The sequence below is a fragment of the Jiangella sp. DSM 45060 genome (assembly GCF_900105175.1).
Taxonomy (GTDB): Bacteria; Actinomycetota; Actinomycetes; order Jiangellales; family Jiangellaceae; genus Jiangella.
In genome coordinates, this window is sequence record NZ_LT629771.1 from 3,226,700 (window position 1) to 3,243,658 (window position 16,959).

At 70.7% G+C, this 16,959-nt stretch carries 12 protein-coding genes; 2 read left to right on the forward strand and 10 right to left on the reverse strand.

Going from position 1 to position 16,959, the window contains the following annotated elements:
* Positions 1-5: 5 nt before the first annotated feature.
* The 3 genes from BLU82_RS14570 to BLU82_RS14580 are packed head-to-tail and all read right to left on the reverse strand — an operon-like array spanning position 6 to position 4,341.
* Positions 6-1,004 (reverse strand): dipeptidase, encoded by a 999-nt coding sequence (locus BLU82_RS14570; RefSeq protein WP_092621592.1) that lies wholly within the window; start codon positions 1,002-1,004, stop codon positions 6-8.
* Positions 1,001-2,848: a prolyl oligopeptidase family serine peptidase gene (locus BLU82_RS14575; RefSeq protein WP_092621594.1), complete on the reverse strand. Its 1,848-nt coding sequence runs from the start codon at positions 2,846-2,848 to the stop codon at positions 1,001-1,003. The genes BLU82_RS14570 and BLU82_RS14575 overlap by 4 nt, the downstream gene beginning before the upstream one ends.
* On the reverse strand, positions 2,845-4,341 hold the full coding sequence (locus BLU82_RS14580; protein WP_092621597.1) for a S10 family peptidase: 1,497 nt from the start codon (positions 4,339-4,341) through the stop codon (positions 2,845-2,847). Before BLU82_RS14580 ends, BLU82_RS14575 begins: the two co-directional genes overlap by 4 nt.
* A gap of 108 nt (positions 4,342-4,449) precedes the next feature.
* Between BLU82_RS14580 and BLU82_RS14585 the strand changes: the two genes are divergently transcribed.
* Entirely contained in the window at positions 4,450-5,073 is a 624-nt protein-coding gene (locus BLU82_RS14585; protein ID WP_092621600.1) for a (2Fe-2S)-binding protein, read from the forward strand.
* A 125-nt stretch (positions 5,074-5,198) separates the two neighbouring features.
* On the opposite strand, the gene BLU82_RS14590 is transcribed toward BLU82_RS14585, so the two are convergent.
* The 7 genes from BLU82_RS14590 to BLU82_RS14620 form a co-directional block, all read right to left on the reverse strand.
* A complete protein-coding gene (locus BLU82_RS14590) occupies positions 5,199-6,197 on the reverse strand; it encodes a dipeptidase (RefSeq protein WP_092621604.1) in 999 nt (332 codons plus the stop codon).
* 19 nt (positions 6,198-6,216) lie between these two features.
* A complete protein-coding gene (locus BLU82_RS14595; protein WP_197682953.1) occupies positions 6,217-8,091 on the reverse strand; it encodes an ABC transporter ATP-binding protein in 1,875 nt (624 codons plus the stop codon).
* Positions 8,088-8,954 (reverse strand): ABC transporter permease, encoded by an 867-nt coding sequence (locus BLU82_RS14600; RefSeq protein ID WP_092621610.1) that lies wholly within the window; start codon positions 8,952-8,954, stop codon positions 8,088-8,090. The genes BLU82_RS14595 and BLU82_RS14600 overlap by 4 nt, the downstream gene beginning before the upstream one ends.
* Positions 8,951-9,916, reverse strand: coding sequence for an ABC transporter permease (locus tag BLU82_RS14605; RefSeq protein WP_092621613.1), 966 nt, complete (start codon positions 9,914-9,916; stop codon positions 8,951-8,953). Before BLU82_RS14605 ends, BLU82_RS14600 begins: the two co-directional genes overlap by 4 nt.
* Positions 9,913-11,565: an ABC transporter substrate-binding protein gene (locus BLU82_RS14610; protein ID WP_092621616.1), complete on the reverse strand. Its 1,653-nt coding sequence runs from the start codon at positions 11,563-11,565 to the stop codon at positions 9,913-9,915. Before BLU82_RS14610 ends, BLU82_RS14605 begins: the two co-directional genes overlap by 4 nt.
* Positions 11,566-11,603: 38 nt before the next feature.
* Complete coding sequence (locus tag BLU82_RS14615) at positions 11,604-13,211, reverse strand: ABC transporter substrate-binding protein (protein WP_157740961.1); 1,608 nt, start codon at positions 13,209-13,211, stop codon at positions 11,604-11,606.
* A 111-nt stretch (positions 13,212-13,322) separates the two neighbouring features.
* Positions 13,323-14,990, reverse strand: a complete 1,668-nt coding sequence (locus tag BLU82_RS14620; RefSeq protein WP_092621623.1) for an ABC transporter substrate-binding protein — start codon at positions 14,988-14,990, stop codon at positions 13,323-13,325.
* Between the two features lie 974 nt (positions 14,991-15,964).
* Here BLU82_RS14620 and BLU82_RS14625 point away from each other — a divergent pair.
* Positions 15,965-16,954, forward strand: coding sequence for a GntR family transcriptional regulator (locus BLU82_RS14625; RefSeq protein ID WP_092621626.1), 990 nt, complete (start codon positions 15,965-15,967; stop codon positions 16,952-16,954).
* Positions 16,955-16,959 lie beyond the last annotated feature (5 nt).

The following is a 16,959-nucleotide window of genomic DNA, read 5'->3' on the forward strand; positions in this document are numbered from 1 at the left end:
CGTGCTCACCTCGCCGTCTCGGGCCGGGCCCGCTCGAGCATCGCCAGATAGGACCCGCCGGTGACGAGGTCGAGCTCGGCCTGGCCGAGGCCGCGCTCGCGCAGGCCTTCGACGAGGTTGCCGAGGCGGCTGGCGTCCTCCATGCCCTCGGGCCCGACGGCGTAGACGTCCGGGCCGATCTCGTTCAGCCCGTAGGCGTTGTCCGGGTCGGCCTGCTTGAGGCCGGCCGAGATCATCTCGATGGGCGACCCGGAGTAGTCCGCCCCGATCGCCAGGTGCTCGGCGCCGACCAGGTCGTAGATGTGCATCGCGTGGTCGAGCACGTCCGACAGCGTCGCCCGGTAGGGGTCCTCGGTGACGTAGCCGCGGTAGGTGGTGATGCCGATGACGCCGTTGCGCGCGGCGACGGCCTTGATCTGCTCGTCGGTCAGGTTGCGCCGGTGCGGGGAGACGGCGTCGGCGTTGGCGTGGGAGACGAAGATGTCGCCGTCGTAGAGGTCCAGCGCGTCCCAGAACGACGCCCGCGACATGTGGACGAGGTCCACCATGAGCGGCAGCGACTCCAGCGCCTTGAGCACCTGCTTGCCGAGGTGACTGAACCCGCCCTCGCCGAAGCGCTCGTTGCAGCCGGTGCAGAGCAGGTTCTGCATGTTGTGCGAGAACGTGAACGTCGTGACGCCCAGCTGGGACATCGTCTCCAGCGCCTCGAAGTCGCCGACCAGCGGGCCGTACCCCTCGAACGACATGAACAGGCCGAACGACCCCTCGGGACGGTTGTCGAAGTCGGCCCGCGACGTGCAGAACGTGATCTCGCCCTCCGAGCCGCGGGCCTCGGACAGCAGCATGCCGACCGTGGGCCAGTCGGAGACCTGCATGACGGCCCCGGTCAGGCCGCCGGCCCGCCACGCGTCCAGGTAGTGCTCACGCAGGATCTGGGCGTTCGGGTCGGCCCGGTGGCCCTCCATCACGTGCGCGATGGTGGGGCCGACGTAGATGTTGATCATCTCGCTCCTCCTTCTGGCGCTGACGAGCCCACGGCCAGGACGCGGGCGTAGAAGTCGCGCTCGGCCTCGAGGGCGTGGACGAGGTTCTCGGCCTTCGCGAACAGGTGGCCCTCGCCCGCGTAGACGTGGTGCTCGTGCTCGACGCCGCGCTCGCGCAGCACGACGGCGATCGCCTCGGCCTGGTCGGCCGGCACCACGTGGTCGGCCTCCCCCTGCAGGAGGATCAGCGGCGCGGTGATGTGGTCGGCCGCCGTGACCGGCGAGCGCTCGGTGTAGAGCTCCTTCGCCTCCGGCAGCGGGCCGATCAGCGAGTCGAGGTAGCGGGACTCGAACTTGTGCGTGTCCGTCGCCATCTTGTACGCGTCGGCGACGCCGTTCATGCTGCCGCCGGCCGCGAACACGTCGCGGAAGGCCATGGCGCACAGCGTCAGCCAGCCACCGCCGCTGAGGCCGCGGATCACCAGCCGCGACCCGTCGGCCAGCCCTTTGGCCACGAGGTACTCGGCGCCCGCCACGGCGTCGTCGACGTCGACCACGCCCCAGGTGCCCTTGAGGGCGTCGCGGTAGGCGCGCCCGTAGCCGCTGCTGCCGCGGAAGTTGAGCTCCAGGTAGCCGTATCCGCGGCTGGTCCAGTACTGCTGGCGCAGGTCGAGCACGGGCACGACGTGGCCGGTGGGTCCGCCGTGGCAGTTGACGATCAGCGGCGGCGGGCCGTCGACGGGCACCGTCGGCGGGTACCAGAAGGCGTGCGCCACCGCCCCGTCCGTCGTCGGGTAGGTGATGGCCTCCGGCACCGCCACGGTCTCGGGTGCCACCGTGCCGTTGTCGCGCACCACCTCGCCGACGCCGCCGGTGGCCGGGTCGAGCAGGACCACCGCGGGAGCGTGCCGGTATCCGGCGGCGATGACGGCGATGCGGTCGCCGACGACGGTCGGCGAGACGAACTGCGTGTACGGCGTCGCGATCTCGTCCAGCCGGCCGTCGGCATGCCGGACGCCCAGGTGCTCGACGCCGTCGATCGTCCACTTCACCACCAGCCGCCCGTCGGCGAAGACGTCGAGGCTGCGCAGGCCGAGGAACCACACGGGGCCGCCCATGTCGGCCTCCATGCGCACCAGCGGAGCGGTGTCACCAGCGCGGTAGAGGTTCCACCAGCCGGTGCGGTCGCTGAGGAAGAGCAGCTCGCCGTCCGGGGTCCAGGTGGGCTCGAGGACCGACTCGCCGGTGGAGCCGGCGACGAGGGTCGCCGGGCCGATGCCGCCGGGGGTGACGGCGGCGGTCCACAGCTGCGTGCCGTCCCACGGCATCCGCGGGTGGTCCCAGGTGATCCAGGCGATCCTGGTCCCGTCGGGCGACACCCGCGGCGAGCCCACGAAGTCGTGGCCGCCGTCGAGGACGACGGGGTCCTCCGCGCCGTCCAGCCGGACCCGCACCAGCTCGTTGGCGATGCCGCCGTCGTCGTGGTGCTGCTCCCGGACGGCGTGGACGTGCTCGCCGCTCACGACGAAGTCGCTCCACCGGACGCTCTTGCCCGGCGCCGCGGGCGTGACGGGCGCGCCGCGGCGCACGCTGTGGATGCGCTGGTCCTCACTGTCGCACAGCAGCACCTCGCCGTCCGGCGCAACGCCGTACGGGATGCCGCCGTAGCCGACGATGTTGCTGCTCGACCGCCCCGGCGGGGTGAGGTCGACCGGCTCGGCGCCCGGTTCCCAGCGGACCACGACGGTGCGGGCCTGCGCCGGCCTCGTCTCGGTCCACAGCAGGGCCTCGCCGTCAGAGCGCAGCCAGTTGAACGTCCGCGCCGGCGCGAACACGTCCGCCGCGGACAGCGCGCCGGCCGTCATGCACCGATGCCCGTCCGGACGGAGGTGAGGAACTCCACCAGGTCGGCGCGCGTCTGGGCCAGCGACGGCTCGTGCAGGTAGATCATGTGCCCGGACTCGTAGCGCTTCTTGGTGACGTTGCGCGCCACGTCCGGGTGCAGGTGCAGGTGGTCGAACGTCAGCTCGGCCGGGAAGAACGGCGTGCCGAGGTCGTAGTAGCCGCTGAGCAGGAACACCTTGAGGTGGGGTGAGCGGTACATCGCTCCGCGGAGCAACGTGGCCACCTCGAGCTGGGGCGTCCAGATGCCCATCTGCTCGCTCTCGCGGTGCTTCCACTCGAAGCGCGGGCGGATGTGCCGGTACAGCAGGGGCCGGTCGGCCTCCCAGCCGAGGTCGCCGCGCAGGTACTTGGTCAGCGCCGCCGTCGCCGCGCCGGTGGGCGCCGTGTAGCTGGGGTCGTTCTCGAACGCCTCGCCGGCGGAGTCGGAGTCGACGCCGGTGAAGCGGGTGTCGAGCCGGCCGACGGTGCGTCCCCGGTCGCGCAGCAGTTCCTTCATGAACCGCCAGAGCGTCACCCGCAGGTTCGCCCGGAGGAAGTACTCGGCCGAGATGCCGGTCAGCTCCGACAGCCGGCCGGCGATGCGCTGCTCCTCCGCGGCGGTGAGCCGGCTGCCCTTCAGCAGAGCCACCGAGTACTCGTTCAGGGCGAAGTCCTCGGCCTCCGCGACGACCGTGGTCAGGTCGCCGGAGATGACGCCGTGGTACCAGGCGGTCGCGGCGTAGCTGGGCAGCTGGCCGACCGGGCCGTTGTTGACGCCGACGCCGAAGGTCGTCCCCGCGACGTCCATGAGCGACGACAGCAGGATGACGCCGTCGACGAACAGACCCGGCCCCTGCTGCAGGTAGTCGGCCACCGCCGGCGCCCGGAGCGTCCCGTAGCTCTCGCCGAAGAGCACGATCGGGCTGTCGCCGCGACTCTCGCGCGCGATGAACTCCAGCACGAAGTCCCCGACCACGGCGGCGTCGACCTCGATGCCGTAGAACTCCTTGGGATCCACGCCGGGCGCGGTCCGGCTGAAGCCGGTGCTCGGCGGGTCGAGGAACACGAGGTCGGCCACGTCCAGCAGCGAGTGCTCGTTCTCCTTCAGCTCCCACCGCGAGACGTCGACCAGCGGGTCGCCCTCGAACACGACGCGGCGCGGGCCGTAGCTGTACATGTGCAGCCAGATCGTCGACGAGCCCGGGCCGCCGTTCCACACGAACACCAGCGGGCGTTCCTGGGTCGACGACACCCCGTCGCGCAGGTAGGCGGTGTAGAAGATGGCGACCTTCGGCTTGCTCTGCTCGTCATCGTCGTGCATGACCATGCGACCGGTCTTGGCCGTGTACTGGATCCGCTCGCCGCCGATGGTGACGGCGTGCTGGCTGACGAACTGCTGGTCCTCCAGTGGCTTGGCGTCCGCGACCTTGTCGGCCTCGGTGGCGGTGGACTGACTGGTCGCGGCTTCCGGCATCGATGTCTCCCAGAGATCGGCGGTGTTTGGACTGTATGGCTATGGCAATCTAGCGTCAATAGCATGTGCTCTAGATTGAGCTAGTGAAGTGGGTTCTTGAGGAGGCGCATGGGTGACACGGAGGCGGTGGTACGCCGGGTCCGCGACCGCACGCCGTTCTACGTCGTGCGCGTCGGAGCCGAGGCCGCCGGCCGACCCACCGCGGACCTGCGTGACCCGGACGTCGCCGTCGCGCTCATCGGCGAGCTGGGCCGGCGGATCGGCGCCGCCGAGACCCGCGTCGCGGTCTCGACCCTCTTCCTCGGCTACGCGTCGCGCCTGTGGTGTCTCGCCATCGGCACCGCCGCGCTGACCGGCCGCGGTCTCGACCTGGACCCCGGCGCCCTGGGCTGGTCCAGCTCCCGGGGCACGCTGACGCTGCACTGCCGCACGCCGCGCCTCGGCGCGACGCCCGCCGACGAGGTGGCCGACCGGCAGCTGACGCCGCTGGTGCGCGCCTGGAGCCGCTGGATCGCTCCCGGCGCCCTGTGGGGCAACGCCGCGTCGGCCCTGCGTGGCGCGGGCACCGTCCTGGGGCCCGCGGCGATGTCGCTGGCCGAGGAGGCGCTCACCCACCCGCAGCTGGCCGGCCGGCTCGAGCCGGGCACCTACCGGCGGCGCAGCTGCTGCCTGTTCTACCGCGCCCGGCCCGGCGCCTACTGCGGCGACTGCCCGCTGCCCCGGCGCACCTAGCGCCCGCCTTGGCACGTTGAAGGTGACCAATCGTGCCGGATATGCCCGAATTGTGGAGCGCCCGGACGTGCCAAGGGTGCGCCCCGGCGTGCCAAGCACGTCCGGCCGAAGCGAGCCGCGGTTCATCAGGGCTTCGACGGGCGCGACCGCTCCAGCATCCGCAGGTAGGACTCCCCGCAGACCAGGTCGACCTCGTCGGGAGTCAGGCCGCGCTCGGCGAGGCCGGTGGCGATCGCACCCAGGTTGCTGGCGTCCTCCAGACCCTCCGGGCCGTACGTGTACAGCTCGCGGCCGCGGCCCTTGATGCCGTGGGCGCCGTCGGGGTCGATCATGTCCAGCACCGGCAGCAGCATCTCGACGGGCGACTCGCAGTAGTCGGCACCGATGCTGAGGTGCTCCGGCCCCACCATGTCGTACATGTACATCGCGTGGTCGAGCAGGTCGGACAGCGTGGCCTTCATCGGCTCCGGCGACACGTAGCCGCGGAACGTGTTGAGCCCGATCGTCCCGTTGCGCTCGGCGACCGCCTTGATCTGGTCGTCGGTCAGGTTGCGCGGGTGCGGGCAGAGCGCGTCGGCGTTGGAGTGCGACACGAACAGGTCGCCGTCGTAGAGGTCGAGCGCGTCCCAGAACGACGCCCGCGACATGTGGACGAGGTCGATCATCATCGGCAGCGACTCCAGCTCCTGCAGCGTCTGCTTGCCGAGGTGGCTGAACCCGCCCTCGCCGAAGCGCTCGTTGCTGCCGGTGCACAGCAGGTTCTGCAGGTTGTGCGAGAACGTGAACGTGGTGACGCCGAGCTCGGCCAGCGTGTGCAGTGCCTCGAAGTCGCCCGCGAACGGTCCGTGGCCCTCGAGGGAGAGGAAGATCCCGAACGACCCCTCCGGGCGGTTGTCGAAGTCGGCCCGCGTCCGGCAGTACGTGATCTCGCCCTCGGAGCGGTCGATCTCCGCGAAGTAGGCGTTGATGGACGGCCAGTTCGAGACCTGCACGACGGCGGCCTCGAGGCCGCCCGCACGCCATCGCGGGAGGTAGGTGGAGCGCAGCACCTCCGCCCTGTTGCCCGGGATGCCGTGGTGGGCCATGACGTCGTAGATGACGCCGCCGACGTAGCTGTTGATCACGATCAGTTCCCTTCTGTCGTCAGCGTTGGACGGGGACTTCGAGTCCGCGGGTGCTCAGCCACTCGCCCTCCGGGCGCGGGACGGACTCGAGCAGCTGGGCGGTGTACGCGTCGCTGGGGTGGTCGAGCACCGACTCGGTCGGCCCGGACTCCACGACCTTGCCGTGGTGCATGACGTAGAGGTACTCCGAGGCCTGCCGCACGATGGACAGGTCGTGGGTGATGAACAGGCAGCTGATCCCGCGTTCGGTGCGGACCTCCTGCAGCAGGTTGAGGATCTGCGCCTGGACCGACATGTCCAGCGCCGACACCGGCTCGTCGCAGATCAGCACCCGGGGCTCCACGGCCAGCGCCCGCGCGATCGCGACGCGCTGCCGCTCGCCGCCGGACAGCGACGACGGACGCCGCTGGGCGTAGCTCGCCGACAGGCCGACGGACTCCAGCAGCTCGGCGACCCGGCGCTCGACGTTCCCGCCGCCGCGGTCGTGGGTGGTGATCGCCTCCTTGAGCGCCCAGCCGATGGTCCGCATCGGGTTGAGGCTCGAATAGGGATCCTGGAACACGGTCTGCACGGTCTGCCGGAGCTTGCGGCGGTCGCGCGGGGTCAACGCGCTCCAGCTGCGGACCGGGATGCCGTCGATCACGATCTCGCCGCCGGACGGCGACTCGAGCCCGACCAGCATCCGGGCGATCGTGGTCTTCCCGGAACCGGACTCCCCCACGATGCCGACGCTCTCGCCCTCGCGCACCGAGATCGACACGTCGTCGACGGCGCTGACGGTGCGGCCGCCGCTCTCGAAGACCTTCCGGATGTTCACGACGTCGATCAGCACACCGTCGGAGCGGCCCTCGGCCGGCACCACGGCGCGCTCCTCGCTCTTGCTGAGCAGCGCGGCCATCTCGGCCCCGATCTCCGGCAGCCGGATGCAGCGCGAGTGGCGGTCGTCGCCCACCTCGGCCAGCGGCGGCACCCCGGTCCGGCAGACGTCCTCGGCCCAGCGGCACCGGGACGAGAAGGAGCAGCGGTCCTGTACGTCGGCCGCCGACGGGACCGAGCCGGGGATGGCGACGAGCTGGCGCACCCGGCGGTCGGCGGGGGGCTCGGACAGCAGCAGGCCCTGCGTGTACGGATGCCGAGGCCGCTCGCGCACGTCGTCCGCCCGGCCCGTCTCGACCAGCGATCCCGCGTAGAGGACCTGGATCCGGTCGCACGTCGCGAACGCGACCCGCAGGTCGTGGGTGATGAGGATCAGGGCCATGCCGCGCGCCGCCTGGATCCGCTTGATCAACGCCAGGACCTCGCGCTGCGTGACCACGTCCAGCGCCGTCGAGGGTTCGTCCGCGATCAGGACCTTCGGGTCCCGGGCCAGCGCCGCGGCGATGGCGACGCGCTGGCGCATGCCGCCGGAGAGCTGGAACGGGTATCGCTCGACGACCGACTCGTCGGTGATGCCCACCTCGGCGAGCCGCCGGATCGCCTCGGCCCGCCGCTCGGCGCGGCTCAGCCGCCGCTCGGGGAGCAGCGACTCCTCCAGGATCCGGCCGCAGCGCATGACCGGGTTCAGCATGGTGAACGGATCCTGCATGACCATGCCGATCCGGCGGCCCCGGATGCCGCGCCATTGCCGTTCGGACAGCTCGAGGAGGTTCTGGCCGTCGAACCGGGCGGTCCCGCTCGCGACGACACCCTCGGGCAGCAGGCCGATGAGGGCCTTCGCGCTCATCGACTTCCCGCTGCCCGACTCGCCGACGATGCCGATGCTCTCCCCCGCGGCCAGCCGCAGGTCCAGCGAGGTGACGATCGGGGCGCCGAGGTCGGTGCGCTCGATCCGCATCCCCTCGACCTCGAGGACGGGACGGCCGGAGCTGGGTGTGGGCTCGGTGTGGGGGCTCAACGGGCTGCTCCTCGCCTCGACATCTTCTCGTACACCCAGTCGCCGATCAGGTTCACCGCCGTGGCGGTGAGTGCGATGGCGATGCCGGGCGCGATGCTCGCGACCGGGTTGGTGAACAGCAGGGGCTGGTTCTCCGACAGCATCTGGCCCCAGTCGGGGGTGCCCGGCTCGGCGCCGAGGCCGAGGAAGGACAGGCCGGCGATGGCCACGAGCGACCCGGCGAAGATGATGACCGAGTTCGCGACGGCGGTCGCGGCGATGTTGGGCCAGATGTGCCGCACCATGATCCGGCCGTTCGACACACCCAGGGTCTTCGCCGCCTCGACGTACGGACGCGGCACCTGCTCGAGCGTGGCGGCGCGCATGACGCGGGCGTCGGTGGGGATCGTGAGGACGGTCAGCAGCGCGACGGCCAGCCAGTAGCCGCCACCCAGCGCGCCGGCCACGACGATGATGATCAGCAGCGACGGGATGGCCACCATCAGGTCGACCCAGCGCATCAGCAACGAGTCGACGAGCCCGGCGCGGTAGCCGGCCAGGAGTCCGAGCAGGTTGCCGCACACCATGGCGACCACGGCGATGACCAGCGGCCCCATGATCGCGGACCGCGCTCCGGCCAGCATGCGGGAGAACACGTCGCGCCCCAGGCCGTCCGTGCCGAGCCAGTGCTCGGCGCTCGGCGGGGCCAGGCTGCCGAGCACGTCCTGCTGGGACGGGTCCTGAGGCGCCAGGGCCTCGCCGAAGATCGCCACGATCAGGACCAGCGTCATGAACCCGAGACACAGGCCGATCAGGAGCGGCGGACGGCTCTTCGTCCGCCGCCTGGTCAGCTGCCGCGGCGCCGTGACGGCCGCTTCGGTCATGACGACCTCCCTTCGAAGCGGATCCGCGGGTCGATCGCCACGTAGGCGAGGTCCGCGAGCAGGTTGGCCAGCACGATCAGCACCGCGATGAGGATCGCCAGGGCCTGGATCATCGGCATGTCACTCGACTGGGCGGACTGCACCAGGAGCTCACCGATGCCGCCCAGCGAGAACGTCGCCTCCACGAACACCGCTCCGGCGAAGAAGAACGCGAGCAGCGCCCCGGAGACCGTCACCACGGGGATCAGCGCGTTCCGGAACGCGTACCGGAACAGCACGTGTCCCCAGCTCAGGCCCCGGGCCCGGGCGAACATGATGTAGTCCTGGTCCAGCACGTTGATCATCGAGGCGCGGGTGTGCCGCAGGAGGAACGCCGCGACGCACAGGGCGAGCGCCAGCGCCGGCAGGGTCAGGTGCCACAGCTGGTCGAAGAACCCCTCGCCGCGACCGGCGGCCGGGAAGATCGGTACCAGGACGGCGAACAGGTACAGCAGCAGGATCCCCATGACGAACGGCGGCGTGCTCAGCGCCACGACCGCCCCTGCCACCAGGCCGCGGTCGAGTAGTTTTCGCTGGCGCAGCGCGGCGATGATCCCGGGGACGACGCCGAGGATCATCGTCAGGACGTAGGCGTAGACGGCGAGGAACGCCGACGGTCCCAGCCGGATCCCGATCTCGTCGGTGACCGGCAGCGTCGTCAGCGTGGACTCGCCGAAGTCGAACATCAGCGCGTCCTTCAGCCACAGCCAGTACTGGGTGAAGAACGGTTCGTCGAGGTGGTACCGCTCCGTCAGCAGCTGCACCAGCTCCGGCGTGGCCGGCTTGCCGCCCAGATAGGCGTCGACCGCGGTGCCCGGGGCGATGTGGACCAGCGAGAAGACGAGGAACGACAGGATCGCGACCAGGACCACCAGCGCGACCAGACGTTTGCCGATCATCAGCAGGACGGCGCGGCCGGTCATCGCGCCACCACGTTCAGCAGCCAGGGGAAGCTCATCCAGAAGCTGTCGTACTCGACGATGTCGTAGTCGGCCGAGGCGTAGGTGTTGCCCTCGGCGTACACCGGCACGTACGGAACGTCCTCGGCGACCCGCTTCGACAGCTCCGTGTAGATCCGCAGCCGCTCGGCCGGGTCCTGCTCCAGCAGTCCCTCCTCGAGCAGCGCCTTGACCTCCGGCGGCGTGTACTGGGCCAGGTTCAGCCCGATCGGCTCACCCGCGTCGTCGGTGTCCAGGAAGAGCGAGTCCCAGTCCGGGTCCGGCGTGCAGGCGCCGGTCTCGCTGAAGGTGAGCATCGGGTCGCCCTCGGAGATCATCCCGAACCACGCGGTGTCCGGGACGACCTCGACCGTGGCGTCGATGCCGATCTCGGCCAGCTGAGCCGAGATCACCTGGGCGACGGCGGAGGACGCGCCGGGGATCGTGAAGTCGTAGCTGAACCCGTCCGGGACCGACGACTGCGCCAGCTCGGCCTTGGCGGCCTCGACGTCGTAGGGGTACGTCTCGACCTCCTCCAGCGCCGCCTCGACCTCCTCCTCGGTGCCGAGTGACTCGAACAGCTGCGGCGCGATCAGCGTGTGCAGCGGCGCCCCCGCCTGTCCCTGGGTGGCGGCGATGATGTCGTCACGGTTGATCGCGTGTGCGACCGCCCGGCGGACGTGGATGTCGTCCCACGGCGCGGTCCGGGTCGGCATGGCCACCAGCGACGTCGCGCAGGTGGCCGTCGTGTACGTCGTGGCCGTGCCGGCCGCGGCGACGAAGCCCTCGGGCTGGCCGATGCCCGGAGCGATGTCGATCTCACCGGCCCGCATCGCCAGGGCCATGCTGTTGTCGTCGGTGAAGAACTTCACCGAGACCCGGTCGATCGGCGGTTTCCCGCCCCAGTAGTCCTCGTGCGCCGACAACTCCATCCCGCTGGTGGGGTTGAGGCTGTCGAACCTCCACGGGCCGGTGCCCACCGCCAGTGTGGCCGGGCGCCCGAACTCCTCGCCGGTCTGCTCGGCGTGCGCCTTCTGGTAGATGACCGAGTAGAACATCGCGGGTACGTACTGCCACGACGCGTCCGGCTGCCGCAACGTCACCCGTACCGTGTACCTGTCCGGCGCCTCGATGCTCGCGACGGCGGCGAAGATCGTGCTGGTCCCGCCGGACGACGGCGCCATCCGGTCCCAGGCGTACTTCACGTCCTCCGCCGTCAGCTCGGTGCCGTCCCAGAACATGACGCCCTCGCGCAGCGTGTACTCGTAGACGGTGTCGCTGACCTGCTGCCAATCGGCCGCGAGCCAGGGCGCGAGGTTGCCGTCTCCGTCGATCTGCAGCAGCGTCTCCAGCGCGTTCGCGTTGACGTACAGACCGGACATGATGTTCTGCGCCGGGTCGACCAGCGGGATCTGGCCCGAGATGCCGACGGTGAGGTGCGCGATGTGCTCGTCCGACACCGGCTTCCCGGCGTCGACGTTCCTGGCCGCGGCCCCGGGGTGGTCGCCGTCGCCGCCGGCCGGGTCGTCGTCCGCCGCGCCGGTGCCGCCACACGCGGCCAGTAGGGCCGCGCCGAGCAGACAGGCCACGACCCGCGCCCGGCGCCACCCCCTGGTACTGGTCGATCCGGACATGCCTCACTCCTCGTCTGTGATCACGCCGCGCGGCGCCGTCATTTCGGCACCAGGTTCAGCGCCCAGGGCAGGTTCATCCAGAAGTAGCTGTGGTATTCGACGATGTCGTAGGTGGTGGAGGCGTACGTCGTCCCTTCGGCGTACAGCGGCACGTAGGGAACGTCCTCGGCGATCTGCTGCTGCAGGTCCGTGTAGATCCGCAACCGCTCGGCCGGGTCCTGCTCCAGCAGGCCCTCGGCCCACAGGGCGGTGACCTCCGGCGAGGAGTACTGGGCCATGTTCAGCCCGATCGGCTCGCCCGACGCGTCGGTGTCGAAGAAGATCGAGTCCCAGTCCGGGTCCGGCGTGCAGGCGCCGGTCGCGGAGAACGTCAGCGGCCGGACGTCCTCGCGGAGGGCGGCGTACCAGGCGGTGTCGGGGAGGACCTCGACGGAGAGGTCGATGCCGATCTCGCCCAGCTGAGCGGCGATCACCTCGGCCATGGCGGCCGACGCGGGAGGAACGGTGAGGTCGAAGCCGAACCCGTCCGGGACCGTCGACTGGGCCAGCTCGGCCTTGGCGGCCTCCAGGTCATAGGGGTAGGTCTCGATCGCGTCCAGCGCGGCCTGGACCTCGTCCTCGGTGCCGAGCGTCCGCAGCAGCCGCGGGGCGATCGTGTACACCGCGGGGCCGGCCGCGGCGCCCTGAGCGGCGGTCACGATGTCGTCCCGGTTGATCGCGTGTGCGACCGCCCGGCGCACGTGCACGTCGTCCCACGGCGCCCGTCGCATCGGGATGCTCAGCCTGGCGGTGCCGCAGGTCTCGACCGTCGTGACCGTGTTGCCGCCGGCGGCGGCGTCGAAGCCGGTCGGCCAGCCGACGACGGGTGCGATGTCGATCTCACCGGCCCGCAGCGCCAGCGCCATGCTGTTGTCGTCGGCGAACGACTTCACCGAGATCCGGTCGATCGGCGGCGTGCCGCCCCAGTAGCCCTCGTACGCCGACAGCTCCATCCCGCTGGCCGGGTTGACGCTGTCGAACTTCCACGGCCCGGTCGCCACCAGCAGGGTGCCGGGCTGGCCGAAGGCGTCGCCGGCCTGTTCGGCGAACGCCTTCTGGAAGATCACCGAGTACCACATGGCCGGCGTGTACTGCCACGACGCGTCCGGCTGCTTCAGCGTGACCCGCACCGTGTCGGCGTCGACCGCCTCGACGGTGTCGACCGGGGCGAAGTACGTCGCTCGCCGGCTCTCGGGCGCCCGCAGATGGTCCCAGGAGTACTTGACGTCCTCCGCGGTCAGCTCGGTGCCGTCCCAGAACGTGACGCCGTCGCGCAGCGTGTACTCGTAGACGGTGTCGCTGACCTGCTCCCACTCGGTGGCCAGCCACGGCTGCAGGCTTCCGTCCGGGGCGATCCGCAGCAGCGGCTCCAGGCCGAGCTGGTTGACGTTGAGGCCCGCCTCCATGTTGTCCGCCGGGTCGACGAGCGTCACCTTGCCGGGGATGCCCACGTCGAGCTGCTCGATGTGCTCGTCGGAGACCGGTGCGCCCGGTTCGACCGTCCGTGCGGTGTCCGCCGGCCGCTCGCCGCCCCCGGCCGCCCCGTCGCCGCCGTCACCCGCGGAGCCGTTCCCGGCACAGGCCGCGAGCAGTGCGGCGGTGAGCACACCCGACACGATCCGCGCCCGGCGTCCGCGCCATCCCCTGGTTCTCGTCGGTTCGGACATGCGCTCACTCCTCGTCTCACGACCACGGCTGTTCGACCGGGAACGGACCCGCTACTTGGGGAGGAGGTTCAGCACCCAGGGCAGGTTGGACCAGAAGCTGCTGAACTCGACCAGGTCGTAGTCGGTCGAGCCGTAGGTGTTGCCCTCGGCGTAGAGCGGCACGTACGGAACGTCCTCGCCCAGGTGCCGGAGCACCTCCGCGTAGATGCCCAGCCGCTCCCGCGGGTCCTGCTCCAGCAGCCCGTCGGCGAGCAGCTGCGTCACCTCCGGCGGCGCGTACTCGGCGAAGTTCAGCCCGACCGGCTGCCCGGCCTCGTCGGTGTCCACGAACAGGGCGGCCCAGCTCGGGTCGGGCGCGCAGGGGCCGGTCGCGAAGAACGTGAAGGGCTTCTCGTCCTCGCCGAGGGCGGCGTAATACGCGGTGTCCGGGAGGACCTCGACGGTGATGTCGATGCCGATCTCGCCCAGCTGGGCGGCGATCACTTCGGCGATGGCGGCGGACGCCGCGACCACCGTGAGGTCATAGCTGAACCCGTCCGGGACCGACGACTGCGCCAGCTCGGCCTTGGCGGCCTCCACGTCGAACGAGTAGGTCCGCACCCCCTCGAGCGCCGCGTCGATCTCCTCGCCGGAGCCGAGCGTCCGCAGCAGCCGCTCCGAGATCACGTGCTCGGCCGGTCCGGCCGCGGCGCCCTGGGCCGCCGCGATGATGTCCTCCTGGTTGATCGCGTACGCGACCGCCCGGCGCACGTGCACGTCGTTCCACGGCTCACTCTGTGTGGGGATGCTGAGCAGCGTGTTGGCACAGGTCGGCACCGTCGTGACGGAGTTGCCGCCGGCGGCGGCGTCGAAGCCGGTGGGGCCGGCCACCGTCGGGGTGATGTCGATCGCCCCGGAGCGCAGCGCGAGCGCCATGCTGTTGTCGTCGGCGAAGGCCTTGATCGAGATCCGGTCGACCGGGGGCTTGCCGCCCCAGTAGTCCTCGTGGGCCGACAGCTCCATCCCGGTCGCCGGGTTGACGCTGTCGAACTTCCACGGGCCGGTCGCCACCAGGAGCGTGCCCGGCTGGCCGAAGGCGTCGCCGGCCTCTTCGGCGAACTCCTTCTGGAAGATCACCGAGTACCACATCGCCGGCACGTACTGCCACGACGCGTCCGGCTGGGTCAGCGTGACCCGCACCGTGTGCGGGTCCACCACCTCGATGGTGTCGACCGTGGTGAAGTAGTTGGCGCGGCGGCTCTCCGGCGCCCGCACGTGGTCCCAGGAGTACTTGACGTCCTCGGCCGTGAGCTCGGTGCCGTCCCAGAACGTCACGCCCTCACGCAGCGTGTACTCGTAGACGGTGTCGCTGACCTGCTCCCATTCAGTGGCCAGCCACGGCTGCAGCCGGCCCTCCGGGTCGATCCGCAGCAGCGGCTCCAGGCCGAGCTGGTTGACGAACAGACCCGACTCCATGTTCTCCGCCGGGTCGACCAGCGTCACCTTGCCGGCCAGGCCCACGTTCAGGTGCGGGATCTGCTGGTCCGAGACCGGCTGGCCCGGGTCCACCGTCCTGGCCGTCGAGGCCGGCCCGGCCCCGCCGCTGGCCGGATCCTGGTCGTCGGCGCCGCCGCCGCCACCGCCGCCGGCACACGCCGCGAGCAGTGTGACGCCGAGGGCGCACGACATGATCTGCGCGCGGCGCCGTCCGCGCTTCGGAACACGGTTCGTCTCGGACATCTCAACACCATTCGCTTGTCGTGGCAGAGAATCCGCGTCCCTTCACGGGACTCCGCGAAGAGCCTGGTTCTCGTCGCTCCGGCCTGTGTCTAGCTGGCCCATGTCGTAACGTGGAGCACAGCATTGTCTGATTGCCTATGCCTGTCAAGACCTAACTGAGTGGTCCAACCAAAGCCCGAGACAGGCAGTCGATATCCGGGCAACACGCCTGACTTCGGACCGATACGACCAACGCCCCTCTGCAGCTGACCCACCCCATCCAGCCACCATGTCGGCAACCCGAGCGACATCGGGGGTTGATCGACCGGGCCGATACCGGGTCTATCGCCTTAGGGTGAAATGGCACAGGTTCTCGTGAGGCGGACGACGCGATCGCCCACCCCACGCGAGCGCCGGCCGTGATCAGCGGCGGTCGCAGGTGTCGCGCCTTGTCGCGGGCATGGACGCACGGCCGGGCGCGACCCCGCAGGCCCTCCGGCGAGCGCCGGTCAGTCAGGCCGGCGGCTCACCGCGCCCCGCCCACCCCGGGGTGGGCGCCATCGAGCCGTGACACCAGCGCCAACCGTTGGCCATGACGCCACCCCACCCGACACCCAACCCCCCACCGCCAGCCCCACAGCCCACCGCCCGGGTCGACGCCGTGACACCAGCGCCACCCCTTGGCCATGACGTCACCCCACCCGACACCCAACCCCGCCACCGGCCCTACAGCCCACCGCACCCCACAGCCCCAACGCCGGGTCGACGCCACCCGCCGCCGAAGCGCAGCCCAGGTCGCCACTCGGCGACCCGCTCCGGAAGATCTCCCCGCCCGTCGACGCGCCGAAGCGGCCGATTCGCCCTATGATCTATGCCAAAACGGGTGACGGAACCCGCTCAGCTGCTTGAGCTCACTCGGCTAGGTCGACTCCGCGCAGCGGCAGTGGTGTACTTGTGCTGGGCGGATACGTCCTTCCGTAGAGGGAGAGCGAGCAGTGGTCGACAAGATTCAGGTGAGCCTGCACTCCGATGTGCCCATCTACCGGCAGATCGTCACGCAGCTGTCGTTCATGATCGAGACCGGCGACCTCGCGCCCGGCCAGGCCCTGCCCAGTGCCCGTCTCCTCGCCGACAACCTCCACATCAACCGCAACACCGTCGCCCGGGCCTATGCCGAACTCGGCGAGATCGGCCTGGTCGAGGGGCGCGGGCGCACGGGGACGATCGTCGTCGGGCCCGGTCCGGAGCGCGAGGGCTCGCTGGCCCGCGACCAGGCCAGGCAACTGCTCGAGACAGCCACCCGCGAGTGCATCGAGCTCGGTCTGTCCGCGGCCGAGATCCAGTCGCTGGTCATGAGCCTGGCGCTGCGCGCCGAGGACGACCTCCTGAAGGTCTCGTTCGTCGAGTGCAACGTCGACCGCGCCAAGTACTTCGCCAGCGAGCTCGAGGCCAACATCGGCGTCAAGGTGAAGCCCCTGGTGCTCGGCACCTTCGAGCCCGAGGAGGAGCGCGCCGACCTCGTCCTCACGACGTTCTTCCACCTGGCCGAGGTGCGCGCGCTCATGCGCCGCCCCAACACCGAGATCGTCGCCATCGTCGTCGCACCGCACGTCCAGACGCTGGTGCAGATCGCGTCGGTGGCCAAGAACGGCACGGTCGGCATCTGGTACCGCACCGACGAGCAGGCCGTCACCGTCCGCGACTCCCTGCGCGACTCCGGCATCAAGAACATCGAGGTGCTCGACGGCATCGAGGACAAGCACCTCGACGGCATCGACCTCGTCGTGATCCCCGACGGCATGGGCGAGCTGCGCGAGCAGCTCGAAGGCCGGGTCAAGGTCATGGAGTTCGGCAACGTGCTCGACGCCGCGTCCATCCGCATGGTCAGCGACGTCGTCCGCGACATGCAGGACCTCAAGCGCGGCGCGGCGCCGTCGATCGGCCAGGCCCCGCCCGTGCCGGCGACGCCCGCCGGCACGGGCTGACGTCG

What these genes read in the sequence shown, in the direction of transcription:
- BLU82_RS14570 (WP_092621592.1), bottom strand. Translation starts at nt 1,004, where the DNA reads ATGATCAACATCTACGTCGGCCCCACCATCGCGCACGTGATGGAGGGC.
- BLU82_RS14575 (WP_092621594.1), bottom strand. Translation starts at nt 2,848, where the DNA reads ATGACGGCCGGCGCGCTGTCCGCGGCGGACGTGTTCGCGCCGGCGCGG.
- BLU82_RS14580 (WP_092621597.1), bottom strand. Translation starts at nt 4,341, where the DNA reads ATGCCGGAAGCCGCGACCAGTCAGTCCACCGCCACCGAGGCCGACAAG.
- BLU82_RS14585 (WP_092621600.1), top strand. Translation starts at nt 4,450, where the DNA reads ATGGGTGACACGGAGGCGGTGGTACGCCGGGTCCGCGACCGCACGCCG.
- BLU82_RS14600 (WP_092621610.1), bottom strand. Translation starts at nt 8,954, where the DNA reads ATGACCGAAGCGGCCGTCACGGCGCCGCGGCAGCTGACCAGGCGGCGG.
- BLU82_RS14605 (WP_092621613.1), bottom strand. Translation starts at nt 9,916, where the DNA reads ATGACCGGCCGCGCCGTCCTGCTGATGATCGGCAAACGTCTGGTCGCG.
- BLU82_RS14610 (WP_092621616.1), bottom strand. Translation starts at nt 11,565, where the DNA reads ATGTCCGGATCGACCAGTACCAGGGGGTGGCGCCGGGCGCGGGTCGTG.
- BLU82_RS14620 (WP_092621623.1), bottom strand. Translation starts at nt 14,990, where the DNA reads ATGTCCGAGACGAACCGTGTTCCGAAGCGCGGACGGCGCCGCGCGCAG.